This window comes from Rhizobium sp. TRM95796, assembly GCF_025779995.1.
GTDB lineage: Bacteria > Pseudomonadota > Alphaproteobacteria > Rhizobiales > Rhizobiaceae > Rhizobium_E.
Genome location: NZ_JAOXHE010000003.1, coordinates 16,866 through 34,234, shown reverse-complemented (window position 1 = coordinate 34,234; position 17,369 = coordinate 16,866). Strand labels below are relative to the sequence as shown.

At 60.2% G+C, this 17,369-nt stretch carries 16 protein-coding genes and 1 pseudogene; 14 read left to right on the top strand and 3 right to left on the bottom strand.

The window, feature by feature from the left end:
• Positions 1 to 27: 27 nt before the first annotated feature.
• On the bottom strand, positions 28 to 507 hold the full coding sequence (locus tag OCK01_RS08660; protein ID WP_263823605.1) for a YcgN family cysteine cluster protein: 480 nt from the start codon (positions 505 to 507) through the stop codon (positions 28 to 30).
• Positions 508 to 599: 92 nt separating this feature from the next.
• Here OCK01_RS08660 and OCK01_RS08655 point away from each other — a divergent pair, with 92 nt between their 5' ends.
• From OCK01_RS08655 to OCK01_RS08615, 9 genes and pseudogenes are all read left to right on the top strand, one after another.
• Positions 600 to 2,774 (top strand): transglycosylase domain-containing protein, encoded by a 2,175-nt coding sequence (locus OCK01_RS08655; protein ID WP_263823580.1) that lies wholly within the window; start codon positions 600 to 602, stop codon positions 2,772 to 2,774.
• A 128-nt stretch (positions 2,775 to 2,902) separates the two neighbouring features.
• Positions 2,903 to 3,388 (top strand): Panacea domain-containing protein, encoded by a 486-nt coding sequence (locus OCK01_RS08650; protein WP_263823579.1) that lies wholly within the window; start codon positions 2,903 to 2,905, stop codon positions 3,386 to 3,388.
• A 722-nt stretch (positions 3,389 to 4,110) separates the two neighbouring features.
• The gene (locus OCK01_RS08645) at positions 4,111 to 4,677 is read left to right on the top strand and encodes a hypothetical protein (protein ID WP_263823578.1); all 567 of its coding nucleotides are present in this window, start codon (positions 4,111 to 4,113) and stop codon (positions 4,675 to 4,677) included.
• A 353-nt stretch (positions 4,678 to 5,030) separates the two neighbouring features.
• Positions 5,031 to 6,263, top strand: a complete 1,233-nt coding sequence (locus OCK01_RS08640; protein ID WP_412178989.1) for a DNA-packaging protein — start codon at positions 5,031 to 5,033, stop codon at positions 6,261 to 6,263.
• 49 nt (positions 6,264 to 6,312) lie between these two features.
• Positions 6,313 to 6,927, top strand: a complete 615-nt coding sequence (locus tag OCK01_RS08635) for a glycoside hydrolase family 19 protein (protein ID WP_263823577.1) — start codon at positions 6,313 to 6,315, stop codon at positions 6,925 to 6,927.
• A gap of 60 nt (positions 6,928 to 6,987) precedes the next feature.
• Positions 6,988 to 7,299, top strand: a complete 312-nt coding sequence (locus OCK01_RS08630; protein ID WP_263823576.1) for a Dabb family protein — start codon at positions 6,988 to 6,990, stop codon at positions 7,297 to 7,299.
• Positions 7,300 to 7,546: 247 nt separating this feature from the next.
• The gene (locus tag OCK01_RS08625) at positions 7,547 to 8,854 is read left to right on the top strand and encodes a hypothetical protein (RefSeq protein ID WP_263823575.1); all 1,308 of its coding nucleotides are present in this window, start codon (positions 7,547 to 7,549) and stop codon (positions 8,852 to 8,854) included.
• 355 nt (positions 8,855 to 9,209) lie between these two features.
• Positions 9,210 to 9,710 (top strand): AAA family ATPase, encoded by a 501-nt coding sequence (locus OCK01_RS08620; protein WP_263823574.1) that lies wholly within the window; start codon positions 9,210 to 9,212, stop codon positions 9,708 to 9,710.
• A 604-nt stretch (positions 9,711 to 10,314) separates the two neighbouring features.
• Positions 10,315 to 10,538 (top strand): annotated as a pseudogene (locus OCK01_RS08615) (Dabb family protein).
• Between the two features lie 45 nt (positions 10,539 to 10,583).
• Here the strand turns inward: OCK01_RS08615 and OCK01_RS08610 are convergent.
• Positions 10,584 to 11,489, bottom strand: a complete 906-nt coding sequence (locus OCK01_RS08610) for a LysR family transcriptional regulator (protein ID WP_263823573.1) — start codon at positions 11,487 to 11,489, stop codon at positions 10,584 to 10,586.
• A 177-nt stretch (positions 11,490 to 11,666) separates the two neighbouring features.
• Between OCK01_RS08610 and OCK01_RS08605 the strand changes: the two genes are divergently transcribed.
• Positions 11,667 to 12,338 (top strand): glutathione S-transferase family protein, encoded by a 672-nt coding sequence (locus OCK01_RS08605; protein WP_263823572.1) that lies wholly within the window; start codon positions 11,667 to 11,669, stop codon positions 12,336 to 12,338.
• Between the two features lie 118 nt (positions 12,339 to 12,456).
• Here OCK01_RS08605 and OCK01_RS08600 read toward each other — a convergent pair whose 3' ends face one another.
• Positions 12,457 to 13,410: an NmrA/HSCARG family protein gene (locus OCK01_RS08600; RefSeq protein ID WP_263823571.1), complete on the bottom strand. Its 954-nt coding sequence runs from the start codon at positions 13,408 to 13,410 to the stop codon at positions 12,457 to 12,459.
• Positions 13,411 to 13,512: 102 nt separating this feature from the next.
• Here OCK01_RS08600 and OCK01_RS08595 point away from each other — a divergent pair, with 102 nt between their 5' ends.
• The 4 genes from OCK01_RS08595 to OCK01_RS08580 all read left to right on the top strand — a co-directional run bounded on the left by OCK01_RS08595 (position 13,513) and on the right by OCK01_RS08580 (position 17,122).
• On the top strand, positions 13,513 to 13,872 hold the full coding sequence (locus tag OCK01_RS08595; protein ID WP_263823570.1) for a winged helix-turn-helix transcriptional regulator: 360 nt from the start codon (positions 13,513 to 13,515) through the stop codon (positions 13,870 to 13,872).
• 165 nt (positions 13,873 to 14,037) lie between these two features.
• Positions 14,038 to 14,823 (top strand): PhzF family phenazine biosynthesis protein, encoded by a 786-nt coding sequence (locus tag OCK01_RS08590; protein WP_263823569.1) that lies wholly within the window; start codon positions 14,038 to 14,040, stop codon positions 14,821 to 14,823.
• Between the two features lie 257 nt (positions 14,824 to 15,080).
• A complete protein-coding gene (locus tag OCK01_RS08585; protein WP_263823568.1) occupies positions 15,081 to 16,139 on the top strand; it encodes a nucleoid-associated protein in 1,059 nt (352 codons plus the stop codon).
• The gene (locus OCK01_RS08580) at positions 16,136 to 17,122 is read left to right on the top strand and encodes a GTP pyrophosphokinase family protein (protein ID WP_263823567.1); all 987 of its coding nucleotides are present in this window, start codon (positions 16,136 to 16,138) and stop codon (positions 17,120 to 17,122) included. The genes OCK01_RS08585 and OCK01_RS08580 overlap by 4 nt, the downstream gene beginning before the upstream one ends.
• Positions 17,123 to 17,369 lie beyond the last annotated feature (247 nt).

The window sequence follows — 17,369 nt, the reverse complement described above, 5'->3', positions numbered from 1 at the left end:
CGGCTGAGAGAGGGTGAGGTCAGAGCCTCACTTCCCCTCCACATCCTGCATCGGCCAGTCCACCTCGTGCTCCTCGTAATCCTCCCAGGCGACGTCTTCCTCGTTGACCGTGCGGTCGCGGACGGAGATGCCGGCGGCGTGGACGGTGTCGGGGTCGCCGGAGATCAGCGGGTGCCACCAGGCGAGATCACGGCCTTCCTTCACGATGCGGTAGCCGCAGGTGGGGGGCAGCCAGGGCAGGGTTTCGACCTCCTCGATGGTCAGTCGGATGCAATCCGGCACATGTTGCTGGCGGTTTTCATAGTCCATGCAGCGACAGCTTTGCGGATCAAGCATCTTGCAGCGGATATTGGTGAAGACGATCTCGCCGGTGTCTTCGAACTCGACCTTGTTGAGACAGCAGCGGCCGCAGCCGTCGCACAGGCTTTCCCATTCCGTGTCGCTCATCTGGCGCAGCGTCTTGGTCTTCCAAAATGGCGCCGTATTTTCCAGTTCTGTGTCGGTCATCGCGGTGGTATAGAGAATGCCGCCCGGTTTAGAAATATCCGAAATGCCCGTGGCTTGATTTTCCATCGCTTTGACGGACGCGTGAGTTTCCAATGGCCGACGACCCGCAGAAAGAACGAGAACCGCGCCTGAAGAAGCATATTCTGCTGCGCATCGACGCCTGGATCGATTCGACGCTGTGGAACGCCTCGTTCAATTTCGTCGACTGGTGGGAAGACGTCACGATTTTCTTCCGTAAATTCAAGGTGAAGGGCTGGAAGCGGCTGCCGGTGGAGCTGGCCGGCGAGGCGCTCACCTGGGGCGCGGTCGGCATGGTGGCGATGCTGGCGCTGGCCAAGCCCGCTTTCGAGATCGCCAAGAGCGACTGGCGCAAGAAGCAGGATTTCGCCGTCACCTTTCTCGATCGCTACGGAAACGTGATCGGCCATCGCGGCATCATCCACGAGGATTCCGCGCCGATCGACGAATTGCCCGACCATCTCGTCAAGGCGGTGCTGGCGACCGAGGACCGCCGCTTCTTCGACCATTTCGGCATCGATTTTCTCGGCCTGGCCCGCGCCATGAGCGAAAACGCCCGCGCCGGCGGCGTGGTGCAGGGCGGCTCGACCCTGACCCAGCAGCTGGCCAAGAACCTGTTCCTCTCCAACGAGCGCACCTTCGACCGCAAGATCAAGGAAGCCTTCCTGTCGCTGTGGCTGGAGGCCAATTATTCCAAGAAGGAAATCCTGTCGCTCTATCTCGACCGCGCCTATATGGGCGGCGGCACATTCGGGGCGGCGGCGGCGGCGCGCTTCTATTTCGGCAAGGAAATCACCGATCTGACCCTGGCCGAAAGCGCCATGCTGGCCGGCCTGTTCAAGGCGCCGGCCAAATATGCGCCGCATGTCAACCTGCCGGCCGCCCGCGCCCGCGCCAACGAAGTGCTGACCAATCTCGTCCAGGGCGGGCTGATGACCGAGGGCGAGGTGATCGAGGCGCGGCGCAACCCGGCCACGGCGGTGGATCGCGGCAAGCAGGAGGCGCCCGACTTCTTCCTGGACTGGGCCTATGAGGAAGTGCTGAAACAGGCGCGCGACTATACCGACCATTCGCTGGTGGTGCGCACCACCATCGACATGAGCCTGCAGCACGCCGCCGAACAGGCGGTGGAGACGGGGCTGCGCCAATATGGCGAGAGCTACCGCGTCAGCCAGGGCGCGCTGGTGATGATCGAAAACGGCGGCGCCGTGCGCGCCATGGTCGGCGGCCGCGACTATGGCGAGACGCAGTTCAACCGCGCCACCCGGGCGCTGCGCCAGCCGGGCTCGTCCTTCAAGATCTACACCTATTCGCTGGCCATGGAGAAGGGGCTGACGCCGACCACGGCGATCACCGACGCGCCGATCTGCTGGGGCAACTGGTGCCCGGGCAATTACGGCAATTCCTATGCCGGCCGCATCGACGTGCAGACGGCGATCGCCAAGTCGATCAACACCATACCGGTGCGCTTCGCCAAGGAGAAGTTCGGCAAGGACGGCATCCAGCAGATCATCGACGAGGCCAAGAAATTCGGCGTCGAGACGCCGATCCGCAAGGATGTGACCATTCCGCTCGGCAGTTCCGAAGTCACCGTGATGGACCAGGCCACGGCTTACGCGGTGTTCCCCGCCGGCGGTTACGAATCGCGCCGCCACGGCGTCGAGCAGATCATGGATTACGACGGCAAGGTGCTTTACGACTTCAGCCGCGACGCCCCGCCGCCCAAGCGCGTGCTGTCGGAAACCGCCGCGGCCTATATGAACCAGATGCTGACCCGCATCCCCTATGTCGGCACCGCCCGCAAGGCCGCCGTCGACGGCGTGCTGACCGCCGGCAAGACCGGCACGACCCAGGCCTATCGCGACGCCTGGTTCTGCGGCTTCACCGGCAACTACGCCGCCGCCGTGTGGTTCGGCAACGACGACTACACCTCGACCAACAACATGACCGGCGGCTCGCTGCCCGCCATGACTTTCAAGATGCTGATGGATTACGCCCATCAGGGCGTCGAGCTCCGCGCCATCCCCGGCGTCGAAAACCCCTTCCCGGAAGCCGAAAAGCGCGACCCGGCGGTGGTGGCCGAGGAAGCCCGCAAGAAGGCCGAGGACGCCGCCAAGGCGGGCCTGCCGGTGTTCGAGCGGCCGAGGTTGCTCTCGACGGCGACCAGCCGGTTGCTCAGGGAATTGGGGGGGAAGATGAAGACGGCGCCGGAATTGAAGGCGCCGGAGACGGTGGCGGAGGCGGGGTGAGGGGGATTTGTTCCTGGTGCACGGGTTTTGCGGCGTGAGGAGAATTTAAGAAAAGTATTCTCGATAAAATAAGTGACAAAAGGTGAACGAAAACCTATATTCGATACTTGACTAAATGGAGCGCGATGATGCCGAATCATGACGCCAGGGCAATTGCTAATGAATTTCTTCGAAGAAGGGATAGCGATACATGGCCCAAGCAGCTTCCAATTCAGAAGCTTACCTACATTGCTCACGGGTGGAATCTGGCTATCAACGGCGAGCCGCTGATCGATGAAGTTCCGCAGGCATGGGACAACGGGCCTGTTTTTCGAAGCGTATGGAACCATATCAAGGATTTTGGATACCGAGGAAAAAAATACACGCTGCTTGAGCCCGTAAGCGGTGAGGAAATTACCGCTAATCTGACCCCCGGCGAAAAGGCGATAATTGATCACGTGTGGAAAAAATATGGATCGAAGTCCTCGGTGGAACTTTCAGACATGACCCATCAGGTCGGAACGCCTTGGTACAAGGCGTATTTCGGAAACCGAAAGAACGCGCCGCTTTCGAATGACGACATTAAGGACCATTACATAAAACTTGCGTTGGCTGGTCGCGTAAAAGATGCCTGAGAGAATAACCCTACAGGATCTTGATAATGCACCCGAGACTGTTGGGTTAGGTTCTACGCCGTTAGATGAGGGCGCATTTGAAAGGATGCGGCTGGAGTTCGTTAGAGTTACTGATGAAAAAGCCTCTCTCCAAATTGAGTACGACAGGCTTAAAAATGCGACCCGCGCATCCGAAATTCTCGACGGCTTGATAGAACCATTTGCGCAAAAAACTTTTATTTTTATGTGTGTTTATTGTGGCTTTGTGGGTCTTGTGATCCTTATGAACTCATTCGAGTGCTTCAAGCAGCCCATATCTGATGCAGTAATGCAAATCCTAGTCGGGAGTACCGCTGCTACCGTAATAGGCTTAGTCGGAATGGTTCTTACCGGTATATTCGTGGGAGCTAGACGTAAGCACGATCAATAGACTGTCTTTGCCCTTACGCCAGTAAAATTTCAAAGATCTGACGGCGCCGATGAAATTTGCGGTATGACTTCAATTATTTTTTCCGAGAAGTTGTATCCGCAAGTTTAATATCACCAAAAATCCCGTGTCCGCAGTCAGATAAAACGAATAGGAAAAAAGTCCTTGACGGTGTGACGGTGATTTGGTAGGGTTATGACATGATCCGGTCAATGCGGCTCGGGACAGGCTCCTGAAGGCGGCGAAGGCCGGGAAATGGTCGATAGGACAAGGCGTGAGCGCGAGGCTCGCGCCTTTTTTGTTGGGAAAATTTTCCATGACGGGCGAGCTGGATGACGGGGTCGAGGGTTTTGAGACGGAGTTTCTGATCGGGCGGGCGCTGTTGGGCGACCGGGAGCCGGAGATGGCGCCGGAGATCAAGGCGGCTGGGGACGAGGGGCGGGAGCTCGCGCGGATGCTGTCCGAGATCGTGACCGAACTCGGCGAAGAGCTGAACATGTTCCGCGCCATACGGGCCCGCGCGCAACAGTTGATGGAGACCGAGGGCGAGGACCACAAGACCGCCAAGGCCGACGCCAAGGCGGCGAGCGAAGCGATCCAGCAGATTGTCCGCACCATCGAAAAACTCGACAGCCTGCAGCGGGCGCTCGCCGAAGAACGGGCGGCGCGCGAGGAGGCGAGTTTCGGCGCCGAGGCGCATAAGGCGCTGGCTGCGCGCGTGGAGCGGCTGATCGAAGCCCGCGCCCGCGAACTGGCGGCGGAGATGCGTAAGCGGCATGAGCCGGGCGAGGCGCGCGATGGGCCTGACGATGCCGACCTGTCGGCGCGTGACGGCGCCCAAGGCTGCGCCGCTTTGGAGACCGGGGCGGTGCGGGCGGAATGACGCGGGGGGCCGACAGGTTTGGACAGACCAATCGGGGGGTGTCGCTCAGGACGCGGCGAATGGCTGTCGCGGCGTCCGCAAGACAGGCCGTCAAAACCGTCAAGGCGAAGACGAGGACATTGCAGCGAGTGAGCAAAAAGCTAACGGTGCTCCATAATTTGAAGGACGCGCGCGACGAGGACAGGCGCGTCGCCGAGACTGTGCTGGCCGCCGGGAGCGGCGCGGCAATAGCGGACGCGGCGCCGGAAGCTGAGGCCGCAAGCGCTCCGGCGACGATCGCGACCGAGGGTGGGGACGACGCCACGGTCGAGGCCCAACAAGCCGCCTTGCCGCCTTTGACCGCCGAGGGGTTTTTGGCCCTGCCGGTTCCGGCGCTGCTCCGGCTCGAAGCGCGGCATGCGCTGAGGCGCGACCAGCGGCCGCCCAAAGGCGACTGGCGGAGCTGGCTGATCCTCGGCGGGCGCGGCTCGGGCAAGACCCGGGCCGGGGCCGAATGGGTGCAGGCGCTGGCCACAGGCGAAAGCCCGGTGCGGATTGCGCTGATCGGCGAAACGCTGGGCGACGCCCGCGAGGTGATGGTGGATGGCGTCTCGGGGATCTGGCGCATCGCCCGGGTCGACAGGCCGGCTTTCGAGGTGAGCCGCAGACGGCTGGTCTGGCCGAACGGCTCGACGGCGCAGCTGTTTTCATCGGAAGATCCGGAAAGCCTGCGCGGGCCGCAATTCGACTATGCCTGGGCCGACGAGATCGGCAAATGGAAACATGCCGAGGAAACCTGGGACATGCTGCAATTCGGCCTCCGGCTGGGCGCCTTGCCCCGGCAGGCGGCGACGACCACGCCGCGCGCGACGCCGCTGCTCAAGCGGCTGATCACTGAGCCCGGCGCGGTCCTCACCCGGCTTGCGACGCGCGACAATGCCGACAATCTCGCGCCGGGCTTCATCGCGGCGCTCGAGCAGCGCTATGGCGGCACGCGGCTGGGGCGGCAGGAACTCGACGGCGAGATGATCGAGGATCGCGACGACGCGCTGTGGAGCCGGTCGCTGATCGAACGGAGCCGCATCCGCGCGCCGGGGCCGATGCGCCGCATCGTCGTGGCGGTCGATCCGCCGGCGTCTGAAGTGGCGCGCGACAGTTGCTGCGGCGTCGTGGTGGCCGGGCTCGGAGAGGATGGCCGCGCGGTGGTGCTGGCCGATTGCTCGGTGGAGCGGGCCTCGCCGGCGCGCTGGGCCGACGCCGTGGCGCGCGCCTATCGACGCTTCCAGGCCGACCGGGTGATCGCCGAGATCAACCAGGGCGGCGACATGGTGACGGCGATCTTACGCGCCGCCGACGCCAATCTGCCCATCTCCACCGTCTCGGCCCGGCGCGGCAAACGGGCCCGCGCCGAACCCGCAGCCGCGCTTTACGAGCAGGGCCGTGTCGCCCATGCCGGGGCCTTTCCGGCGCTTGAAGACCAGATGTGCGATTTCGGCCCCGACGGCCTCTCCAACGGCGCCTCTCCCGACCGGCTCGACGCGCTGGTCTGGGCGCTGACGGCGCTGATGCTGACGGGGGCGGGCGAGCCGAGGGTGAGGGGCGTGTGAGGTTTTCCGACCCGCAGGCCTGGAATTTTGAACACAGGAGCAACACACGATGGGCATCAACAGGGCGTTCTTTTTCGAGGTCATCCGCGAAAGCCTGTTTCCGAACGGCTTGAAGCAGAGCCAGGTCGATGGCGCCGAGGCGATCCTCGACGCCTGGGAGAGCGACCATGCGGCCAAGGACGACCGCTGGCTGGCCTATATCCTCGCCACCGCCTATCACGAAAGCGCCCATACGCTGCAGGCGGTGCGCGAGACGCTGGCCAACACCGACGACCAGGCGATCAACAGGCTGGAGACCGCGTGGAATGCGGGGAAATTGCCCTGGGTGAAGACGCCCTATTGGCGCAAGGACGAGGACGGCAGGAGCTGGTATGGCCGCGGGCTGGTGCAGCTGACGCATAAGCGCAACTATGAGGCGCTGGGAACGCGGCTCGGCGTCGATCTCGTCACTGACCCCGACCGGGCGCTCGATCCCGATATCGCGGTCAAAATCATCATCGCCGGCATGATCGAGGGCCTGTTCACGAAGCGCAAGCTCAAGGAGTTTTTCGACGGCGACAGCGACGACTGGGCCGGCGCGCGGCGCATCATCAACGGGCTGGAAAGCGCCGACAAACTCGCCGGCCACGGCCGGGCGTTCTATAAGGCGCTGTCCTACAAGTGAGGCGGTTGCAGGCGGCGCGGGGGCCGTGCTAAGCGCGGGCCAGCATCCCCGGAGGCCCGCATGATCCGCCATATCGTCTTCTTCTCCGCCCGCGACAGGGCCGATCTCGACCGCATCAAGGCCGGTCTCTCCATCCTGACCGAGATCCCCGACAAGATCCTGCTCGAGATCGGGACCAACCTGAAGACCGACCAGCTGGGCGGCGAGGCCGACCTGGTCGTCTATGGCGAATTCGAAGACGAGGCCCAACTCGCGGCCTATAAGGCGCATCCGAATTATCAGCGCTCGATCGAGATCGTCCGGCCGCTGAGGGAGCTCAGGATTGCGGCGGACTATCGGGTGGAGGAGGCGGCGAGGGGGAGTTTGATGTGAGGGGGAGTGACCGTTTTGGGCCACTAGCCGACACCACATTGCTCCTTATGAGTAGGCAAAATGGAGCCGAGGGAAGAGAAATGATGTGTTCGGTTTCAACTGCGACAACAGGCGCGAAATTATTTTTGGCGGCTGTCTGTTTTAGAAAGTATATCATTGTGAAAGATTATTTGCAAAACATCTAAAAATTGTGCTATATCAACATATGATTGCTGTTATTGCTTCCATTACCACACGAGAGATCGCCTTGGCGGTCTGGATTGCTGTTTTCCTTGTAGTAGTCCTAGTTAAGGAGTCAACTCGAGAGAGCCTTGGTGGTGTTTTCTGCACCCTCTTCCAGCCGATATTGCTTATACCCTTTGGGATCGGAGCCAGTTATGCGGCCGTCGAGATTTATCTGCTGGAGCGTTTAGGCTGGTGGTCGGTTGCCAACCTCAAGACGACAATCGTGTGGCTTTTCACATTCGCATTCGTCACGATGGTCGAAGCAGCCAAGGCGAAAGAACGTAAAGCCGGATTTGGCAAGATTGCCGCCGAGACCTTATCAGTTGCTGGCCTCCTCACCTTCATCACCGAACTCTATAGTTTCCCACTTTGGACTGAATTGCTCGCCTTCCCCTTTGTGACGATGTTCGCACTGGTGGGCACAATTAAAAATCATAAACCCGCACATGCCCAAGCCGTCAAGCTGATGGGTTACCTCGGCGCGTTGGTAGGGTGTTCATATATCTGCTTTAGCCTTTGGAAAACAATTCAACTGTGGAGCCAGACCGCGACTGTCGCGAACGCGATTGAGTTGACGGTCCCCATGCTGTTGTCCATCGGCTTCATTCCTTTCCTCTACGCATGGCGAGCGTACGTCGCTTATTCGGAAGCATTCACGGCGATATCGGTCTTCGGCATCGACCAGAGCCTTATGCCTTATGCACGATTACAGGCAATCTCGCGCATAAGGGGTGACCTCGAACTGCTGGAGCGCTGGCGCAAGGCAATCCAAGCAGCCCATCCAAGAGATAGGGAAGAACTCAAGAAGCTTTTAGACGGTCTTTTCACCTTGAAGGACCGAGAGGCCGCTCCGCCAGTCGTGCAGCCCAGATATGGCTGGTCGCCCTATTTAGCCATGCAGTTTCTTGTAGACTGCGGCTTAGTCACCGGCGATTATCATCGCAGCTTAGACGACGATTGGTTTGCTTCCAGCGCAATGCTAGCGATCGGGAGCGGTATGCACCTACAAAACAATATAGCTTACTACGTCGAAGGCACCGAGTATGCGGCCACCGTTCTTAAGGTCAAGCTCAATGTCAATAATCCCGGAGAAGCGGTCGAGGCCGAGGTTATGTTCATAGGGTACACATTGCATTTGCTAGAGTTGGCCATAAGCCAAAACGCTGTCAAGCGACTGAAGGCACGCATCGCGACGCTTGAGGTGTTCCAGGCTGAAATCCCCTATGGTTGTATCTCTCTGTCACGCGAAGATTTCGTAGGCGGCATAAAAGGCGGCTACTCAAGGCGTTTCGAAATTAGACGAGGGACATTGGAGACAACAAATAGGTGAGACGGGCTTATCTGGCACAACACCATGCATACTGACCTCGAGCGTGGTTGGGGGGGACTAACCCAGATGAAACGTCAAGAGGCGGTGACAATAGGTCCGCAATGGCCCTATCGCGGCCAGCCGCCATCGCAGGAGGCCGGCATTATCCGTCCTGTCGAATGTTCTTCTCCGCCCATAGGGCGGATCTCGACCGCATCCCGACTATCAGCGCTCGATCGAGATCGTTCGTCCGCTGAGGGAGGTGAGGATTGCGGCGGATTACAGGGGGGAGAGGCGGCGAGGGGGAGTTTGGCGTGAGGGAGTAGGCGTCGACATCCAACTCCGTTAGAGTGGCGTCGTGGGGCGAGGGCGATTGATGCTTGTTATTTTCGGCGGACTGCCTGGATCAGGAAAAAGCACGGTGGCGCAGGCCTTGGCGCGGAGAATAGGGGCCGTGTATCTGAGGGTGGACACGATCGAACAGGCGATCCGCGGATCCGCGCCACTGGCGGAGGGACGGGATGTCGGTCCAAGCGGGTATCTGGCGCTCTATCGTCTGGCGGTTGATAACCTGCGTCTCGGGCATACAGTCATCGCAGACTCCGTGAATCCTTTGCCGGAAACCCGAAAGGCGTTTCGAGATGTCGCCGCTGAGTGCGATTGCAAATTCGTCGAAATCGAGATCGTTTGCTCCGATGCCGCGGTCCACCGCCATCGCGCCGAGACAAGACCGCCTTCTGTTGTTGGACTGTCGCCGCCCTCGTGGGAGGTCATCCAGAACAGGCATTATGAACCCTGGAAGGCCGATCTTCGGATCGACACCGCCCGTCTTTCTGTCGAAGACAGTGTTGCGGAGATCGTGAGAAGCATGGGCTGACGGCCGCTGTGGGCCAATGAGAGCCAAAACTTGAAGTCGCCTACACGCCAGAAGGAGACATTGGTCGGGTTGCTCGATTTGGCGCAGAACGGTAACATTGCCCCAATTGGATGGAAGTGAACCGTGCGCCCTGTCAATTCCGTTGTGACCATGCTTGTTCTCTTGGTGTTGTCGCCATTCCCGTTACTGGCGTTCGTCAACGTCAGCAGAGTGGTGGCTGGTCGCGGATTCGAGCCGATTATGGACAACGTGGTGTCCTATCTTCTGCTTCTCCTCATATTCTCGGCAGCCGCGATGACAACCGGCCTCTATCACGCATGGAGACCACGCAGTCGCAACGTTCCCGCCTATGCGTTTGCGGGCGCTACTGGCTCAACAGCCCTCATGAGTGCGGCTGATCTGGTGGATAGCTATTTTAGCACGCCTGGAGTGGGATGGGTTTGGCCGCTCGCAGGCTTTGCTCTTGGCTTTGCGTTTGGAGGAGTTTTCAGAACTGCGCGTAACGGCTTTACGTTTCGATAGAGCAAGACCGCCGCGTCGCGTTCTTCGAAGTGAAAGTCTGCTTTGGGCCAATGGCGGCCAGCCAGCATCGGCGGAGGCTCGCGTGATCCGTCCTATCGTTTGTTCTTCTCCGTCCGCGACCAATTTGACGACCGACCAGCTGGGCGGCGAGGCCGATCTGGTCGTCTATGGCGAATTCGAAGACGAGGCCCGGGTCGCGGCCTATAAGGCGCATCCCAACTATCAGCGCTCGACCGGCCGCTGAGGGAGTTGCGGATCGCGGCGGATTATCGGGTGGAGGAGGCGGCGAGGGGGAGTTTGGCGTGAAGGGGGCGGTCTGCGCCGTCGGTCGTCGTCGGCGCTATGAGATGGCTATCCGATGCGCAGCTCGGGCTCCGCGGCGCAGATGTCGGCGAGGAAATCGATGAAACGCCGCACCCGGGACGGCATGCGCCGCCCCCCGGCGATGATCGCATTGATCGGAAGAAGGGGCGGGGCGTAATCGTCGAGAATGCGCGCCACTTCCCCGGAGGCGAGCACATCCGGAAACAGCCAACTCGCGTGATGGGCGATGCCGAGACCGGCCAGCACGGCGCCCCGGACATGTTCGGCATCGTTGGTGCGGAAGGCGCAGCCGCCTTCCAGGGTGATCTCCTTGCCCTCGACCGTGAAATTCCAGCCGATCATGTGGCCCTGATGGACGTAGCCGATCCGCTCGTGGCCCTGCAGATCGTCCAGCGTTCGCGGCGCGCCGCGCCTGGCGAGATAGTCGGCGGACGCCACGGTGATCATGCGCATATCGCCAATCCGCCGGGCCAGCAGGGCGGAGTCCGAGAGGTGACCGATGCGGATGGCGATATCGATCCCCTCCTCGACGAGATCGACGTGACGGCCGGAGACTTCGATGTCGATCGAAACGTCCGGAAAGCGCTCTTTGAAGACGGGAAGCTTTGGTATGACATACATCCTGCCGAAGGCGGGAGCGAGGGTTATCCGCACGAGACCCGACGGCGACGACTGCCCTTCGAGCAGTTTTTCCTCCACGGTCTGGATATCCTCGAGAATGCGGATCGCGGCTTCGTAATATTCCTGTCCGGCCAGCGTGACGGTGAGCGCGCGCGAACTTCTGGTCAGCAACTGGGCGCCCAGCCGCGCTTCGAGCGCCGCGAGCTGCTTGCTGACGGTTGGTTGGCTCACATTCAGGTCGCGCGCGGCCTGTGAAAAGCTCCCGGTCTCGACGACGCGCGCGAACGCCCGCATTGCGTCCAGTCTGTCCATATTCGCTTTCTCCGTCGAACGGGCGCGGCTCAAACCTGACGTCGCGCCGCGGCTGGTCCGTATCTATGCCGATTTCGAATAGAGTCTATGCCTTTGCCGTCAATTAAATTCCTGAAAAGAATATGAAAAGGCTTCCTGCGTTGGGCCGCAATGGACCTCAAGCCGAGAGGAAGGGATATGACGATGAAGATTTATGGCGATCCGGGCTCGGGCAGCTTGCGCCGCGTGACCACGGCGGCGAGAATAATGGGTGTCGAGCTCGAACATGTCATGGTCGACCTTTTCAAGGGCGAAAGCCGGACCGACGCGTTCAAGTCACGTCTCAACCCGCATGGCCTGACGCCGGTTCTGGAGGACGGCGACGTCATTCTCTACGAAGCGGCGGCGATCAACCTGTATCTGGCGGACAAGACGAACTCGCCTTTGGCCGGAGCGAATGCGGAGGAGCGTTTTCAGGTTCTGCAATGGATGTTCTGGTCGGCGGAGCAGTGGCGCGTCTTTGCGACGGCGCTGTTCGACGAGAGGGTGGGCAAGACCGTCATGGGCATGCCGAAAAGCGAGCCCGTGATCGACTTCGCCGAGAGCAAGCTCCGCGCGGCGGCGAAAGTGCTCGACCAGCGCCTGGAGCGCCGCACATTCATTGTCGGCGAGACCCTGACCCTCGCCGATCTCGACATCGCCGGTCCGTTTTCGCAGATCGACCGGTCGAGGCCTCCCTTTCGGGAGTTTCCCAATCTCATGGCGTGGCACGACAACCTTCTGCAGTCGTTTCCCGCCTGGGCCGAAACCAAGCGCGAGGTCGATCGCCGCATGGACGGCTTCCTGTCGAGCGTCGGCGTGACGCTGTGAGCATCCGGCGTCGTGAACCTTCTCGATGAACGAGGTGGCGGAGCCTGCGTCCGCCACGTCGCCGTCGCGTATCTGAGGACGACGGGACGGCAGCGCGGGAGCGCCGCCGTCGCGCGGATCAACGAAGGGCGATGGGCGCGTTTTCTGCGACCAGCGCCGCCTCGAAAAGCGGTTTGCCCGGCCCCGCCAACCATTCGTCGAAGCCGAGGAGTTTTCCAAAGTCTTGCTCTAGGCGGGGGATGTCGGCATGTCCGGCAAGTCGTCCGTCATCGAACAGTTCGGCGAGACGATCGAGAAAACTGTTCTGTCGCAACAGGCTGTCGGGGAAACGGCTATAGGCGATCGGTTTGCCGGCTGCGCGGCTCAAGCTGTCCTGCAGACGCTGCCCGGTGATTTCGTCGCCGGCGATGTCGATGGTCTCGCCGACGAAGCGATCCGGGTTCTGGAAAATCCCGGCGACGATCCTGCCGATGTCCTGGACTGCGATCACCTGCGCTGTCTGATCCGGGCGCACGAAGGATAGGAAATATCCCTTGTCGAGCCCCATTCCGGGCAGCATCAACAGTTCCATGAAGCCGGCCGGCCGGATGATCGTGCTCTTGAGGTCGAGCGTGCGGATATGGGCCTCGATCTCCGATTTGCTGTCGAAATGCCCCATGCCGGTCTTTTCGGGACCGGCGGCATTGACCGACGTATAGACGAGGTGCTCGACGCCGCACTCAGCCGCGATATCGGCGATCGTCGTCCCGTAGCGCACCTCCTGCTCGTCGGTGACGCCGTAGACATCTCCCTGCCCGGAACTCGGCTGAACGCTGAAGACGCCATAGACGCCGGACATCGCCGCTCTGATCGATGCGCTGTCGGAGAGGTCGCCACGCGCGACTTCGACCCCGAGGGACGCCAGGACCTTCGCCTTTGCGCTTTCGGGATCGCGGACGAGAGCCCGAACCGCCCAGCCGGTCCGGCCCAGCGCCGAGGCGACGGCGCCCCCTTGTTGTCCGGTCGCTCCGAACACGAGTATGATCTTGCGGGGCGAGTGCTCCCTGTCGATGTCATGCGCCTGGATGGGCATTTTGCGTCTCCTTGTTGATGAGAGACGAGTTAGGTATACATATTATACGTGAATGCAATTACGCACCTGTACGTTACTTGGTAACCTGGAGTATCCTGCTCGATGACGACGACCTCCCGCGAAGGGCTGGAACTGAACAGGGCGATCCTGGAAGAGATCACCACCAAATGGACGCTGCTGATCCTCGGCTCCCTCTGCGCCGGCCCCATGCGGTTCAACGCCTTGAAGAGGGCGAACGAAGGCATTTCGCAGAAGGCGTTGACCCAGGCCCTTCGCAGACTGGAAGCGAATGGCTTCATCAGCCGCCATGTCGTCAGCACGGCGCCGGTGGCGGTGGTGTATGAGATTTCGCCGCTCGGGCGATCCCTGGAGCCGCATCTCCGCGCGATCCTGCAATGGACGGAGGATCATCGGAACGAGGTTCTCTCGGCGCAAAGAGCCTTCGCCACTCGGTCGGATTGACGTCGAAAAAGGGCAGGAACCGACGAGCGGCGAGGGGCCTTCGACGCGACCGCCGGGCGACGGGCGGAACTTGCGATCGCCTCTCTCTCCGCGACGCGGCGCTTGCGAGGCGCGGCGCCCTCGGGCACAAGGTCTGGACTTTGGGCTCCGAGGAGGATTTCACGCGTGCGCGTCCCCATTTTTCAAGTCGATGCATTCACCAGCCGGCGGTTTCGCGGCAATCCTGCCGCCGTCATGGTGTTGCCGGACTTTCCCGACGATTGCACGATGCAGGCGATCTCCGCCGAGAACAACCTGGCGGAAACGGCGTTTCTGGTGATGCGGCCGGGCGACTATCGCCTGCGCTGGTTCACCCCGACCGTGGAGGTGCCGCTGTGCGGTCATGCGACGCTGGCGACGGCGGCGGTGGTGATGGAGCGTCTCAGGCCCGAGATGGACGCGGTGGTGTTCGACACCGCGAGCGGCCCCTTGCCGGTGATCCGCACGGAAAACGGCTATGTGATGGACTTCCCGTCGAGGCCCTCGGTCCGGGCGCCGGCGCCGCCCGCTTTGGTGGCGGCGCTGGGCGTTGCGCCCCGGGAGGTCTGGGTCAACGCGTACAACTATCTCGCCGTGATGGACGATGCTCGGACGGTCCGGACGCTCTCCCCCGATATGTCGGCGGTCGCAGCGCTCGACCGGCCGGGCGTCATCGTCACCGCCCCGGGCGACGACGGCTATGACGTCGTGAGCCGCTACTTCGCCCCGGCCAAAGGCATACCCGAAGATCCCGTCACCGGCGGCGCGCATTGCATGCTGGCCCCATACTGGGCCGCCCGGCTCGAAAAGACGTCTCTCCGCGCCTATCAGGCCTCCGCGCGCGGCGGCGAGATCGATTGCCGCCTGAACGGCGACCGCGTCGCCCTGCGAGGTCGATGCGTCTTCTATCTCGAAGGCCATGCGGAGATTTGACGGGTCTGGCGAGGGCCGGGGGTCGAGGGAGGATTTGATGGCGTTGTCCGGGGGGTGGGCCGAAGGGGACGTTGCATGGGCAGTCAGACCCAGTAGCACCTTATTCGCAGTCGTCACGGATTAAATTCAAAGCAAACGGCTGCGGGCTCAAAGATTTCTCGGATATCTCAATGCATAAATAAGCCCAGTCGAGTGTTGGGGTTGCAAAATACCGCGACTCAATCTTATTTACTAGAGGTTGCATTGGGAGATCGCGCATGCCTCTACAGAATTTGACAGTCGGGCGCATTTGCTTGCACGAGGTCCATGTCAGGTCTGACGCAGGGGCGGTCGTCCAACCCACGTATGGTGCTGGACTTCTAAACTTGCAAGGTGCGGCGTTGGAAGCCTTCAAAAGTCGCGTCATCGCCGCATTCAGAAGCAATTCTCAATGTATGGAAATGACAATACGCGCGCATGGGGCCGGAAGCGTGCTCGCGAGTGGCGTACAACTTTTCAGCACATCGAACCAAGATTTTATCGTCGGGTCTGCCGTCTTTGCCGACGCTCTCGCAACAGCCCAGACCTCGCGTCAGATTCCAGGCGGATTGATGGTGGTTTTTGACGGCACTGTCGGCAATCCTGCAACGCCGTTCTTTGGGGTCATGAAGGCCGAGTTGCACGAGGGATTTATAAAGACTGCGAATCTGCAAGCGACTTTTGTGAACGACCTCTTCCTCAGCCCGAAAACCAAGCTTTACAAGATTGGGCTCTTCGTAAGTGATGGTGCGCAACCTCGGCCGGATTTGCCGGATGGATGGAGCGCAACCGTTTATGACAGCGCCATGACGGCTTCCCATCGTGACAATGCGGCAACCTATTTCTACAGTGGGTTCCTGGGGCTCGACATCCCAAAAAATGCCGCTCAGCAAGTGCGACAATTTTTCGAACATACAAGGGCGTTCATTCGAGCAACTAACCTGCCTGAAGAGCAGAAGGTCGACCTTTACAATGGATTGTACAGTTATTTGAAGCTCGACAGGGGAAACACTATCCAGACCTCCCGCTTCGCTGAAGCCTTTATGGACGACGAGGTCTCAGAGCAATATCTTCAGCATATGCGCCAAGAGCGATTTCCAACTGGTGCCATCGCTAAAGACCTCAGCGAAGTAAATGGAAGTCTGCGTTGGCGCAAACTCCGATTTCCGCGACAGATAACTCTGACCGGTCCACCGGACGCTGTCCGGGATTTGGTCTCTGTCGAGGTTAGCAATGGTGAGGACGGAAATCCGTGGACTCGGATAACGATACGAGGGCGGATCGAGGGCCAGGAATGACAAGAGACGAGGACTTTCTTCGACGTTGGGACGACGAACGCGCGTTCTACGCTGCGTGGGGCAAGATGATCTCACTTAAAGTCCAAGAGCAACTGGCTCCCATGATCGCCCCCGTGCGTCCAGACTATTTCCTCCGCACTGCCGTATTGCCGCGCACCAAAGACAGTCAGAAGCTGGTCGAAAAGGCATTTTACCGAAACAAAAACTACAAGAACCCATACGAGGACATTACAGACAAGGTTGGCACGCGCTTCGTGGTTCTCTTGGGAACGGATGTTCGTACCGTCGAGACCGCACTCGCATCTATGGACGATTGGGATTTCTGCAAGGACCGCGACTACGAAGAAGAACAAAAGAAGAATCCTTTGCAATTTGCGTATGCGGCGCTACACTACGTCGTTCGCCCCAAACATGATATCGAGTTTGAAGGTGTCTGGATACCGGCGGACACGCCATGTGAAGTGCAGATCAAGACCTTGCTCCAGCACGCCTATAGTGAGCTGACGCACGACACGATTTACAAACCTCAAATCGAGGCAACGCCCGCCATGCACCGAAACGCCGCGAAGGCGATGGCGTTGTTGGAGGCAACTAACGACTATTTTGAGAAGGTCGCGGAGGACGTAAATGAAGCGCTCACAAGCGTTCGTCAAATGACGGCCGAACTATCATCCGTTTATCGCGATGCGGTCGGTTTCGATCCGAAACCGACAGTGCTAGAGGGGCTTCTGTTGTCCGCCTACGAGAATGGCGCGGCAAGTGAGTATGTCCATCAGATCGAAGAAATGCTCAAGGAAAAACCTTTCATTATTGACAGCATTAAGGGTCGAATCGGGGAGAAGAATCCCTTGTTCAGCCAGCCGTCCGTTCTCTTGGTCTACTTGTTGATCTCCCAATCGCCGAAAAAAGCCAAGGCCAAATGGCCTTTGACACTCCGCGAGATGGAGCCGCTACTAAATGATTTCGGTGAAAGTATTCACTAAAATATAACGTACGTATACACCATCTTGGTGCGCGCCTTGATGGGCGATCAGCGCAGTTCTGATCATGGCAATTTCAGCTTCTGGCGCGAAGGCACAATTTACCAGAGTCATACGCATCCAATAGGTCAGGGATGATCGCTCGGCGCCGCCGGCATCTTTCTACGATTGCGCGATGCAACCATCGTGCTTGTCAGCAACCGACTGACCGGGCGTCGAGGTTGACCTTTCGGCCGGCGTCGAGGTTGCG

Coding starts and splice junctions, on each gene's coding strand:
- OCK01_RS08595 (WP_263823570.1), top strand. CDS start 13,513: ATGACGACGACCTCCCGCGAAGGGCTGGAACTGAACAGGGCGATCCTG.
- OCK01_RS08630 (WP_263823576.1), top strand. CDS start 6,988: ATGATCCGCCATATCGTCTTCTTCTCCGCCCGCGACAGGGCCGATCTC.
- OCK01_RS08580 (WP_263823567.1), top strand. CDS start 16,136: ATGACAAGAGACGAGGACTTTCTTCGACGTTGGGACGACGAACGCGCG.
- OCK01_RS08585 (WP_263823568.1), top strand. CDS start 15,081: ATGCCTCTACAGAATTTGACAGTCGGGCGCATTTGCTTGCACGAGGTC.
- OCK01_RS08610 (WP_263823573.1), bottom strand. CDS start 11,489: ATGGACAGACTGGACGCAATGCGGGCGTTCGCGCGCGTCGTCGAGACC.
- OCK01_RS08635 (WP_263823577.1), top strand. CDS start 6,313: ATGGGCATCAACAGGGCGTTCTTTTTCGAGGTCATCCGCGAAAGCCTG.
- OCK01_RS08645 (WP_263823578.1), top strand. CDS start 4,111: ATGACGGGCGAGCTGGATGACGGGGTCGAGGGTTTTGAGACGGAGTTT.
- OCK01_RS08650 (WP_263823579.1), top strand. CDS start 2,903: ATGCCGAATCATGACGCCAGGGCAATTGCTAATGAATTTCTTCGAAGA.
- OCK01_RS08660 (WP_263823605.1), bottom strand. CDS start 507: ATGACCGACACAGAACTGGAAAATACGGCGCCATTTTGGAAGACCAAG.
- OCK01_RS08600 (WP_263823571.1), bottom strand. CDS start 13,410: ATGCCCATCCAGGCGCATGACATCGACAGGGAGCACTCGCCCCGCAAG.
- OCK01_RS08655 (WP_263823580.1), top strand. CDS start 600: ATGGCCGACGACCCGCAGAAAGAACGAGAACCGCGCCTGAAGAAGCAT.
- OCK01_RS08620 (WP_263823574.1), top strand. CDS start 9,210: ATGCTTGTTATTTTCGGCGGACTGCCTGGATCAGGAAAAAGCACGGTG.
- OCK01_RS08605 (WP_263823572.1), top strand. CDS start 11,667: ATGACGATGAAGATTTATGGCGATCCGGGCTCGGGCAGCTTGCGCCGC.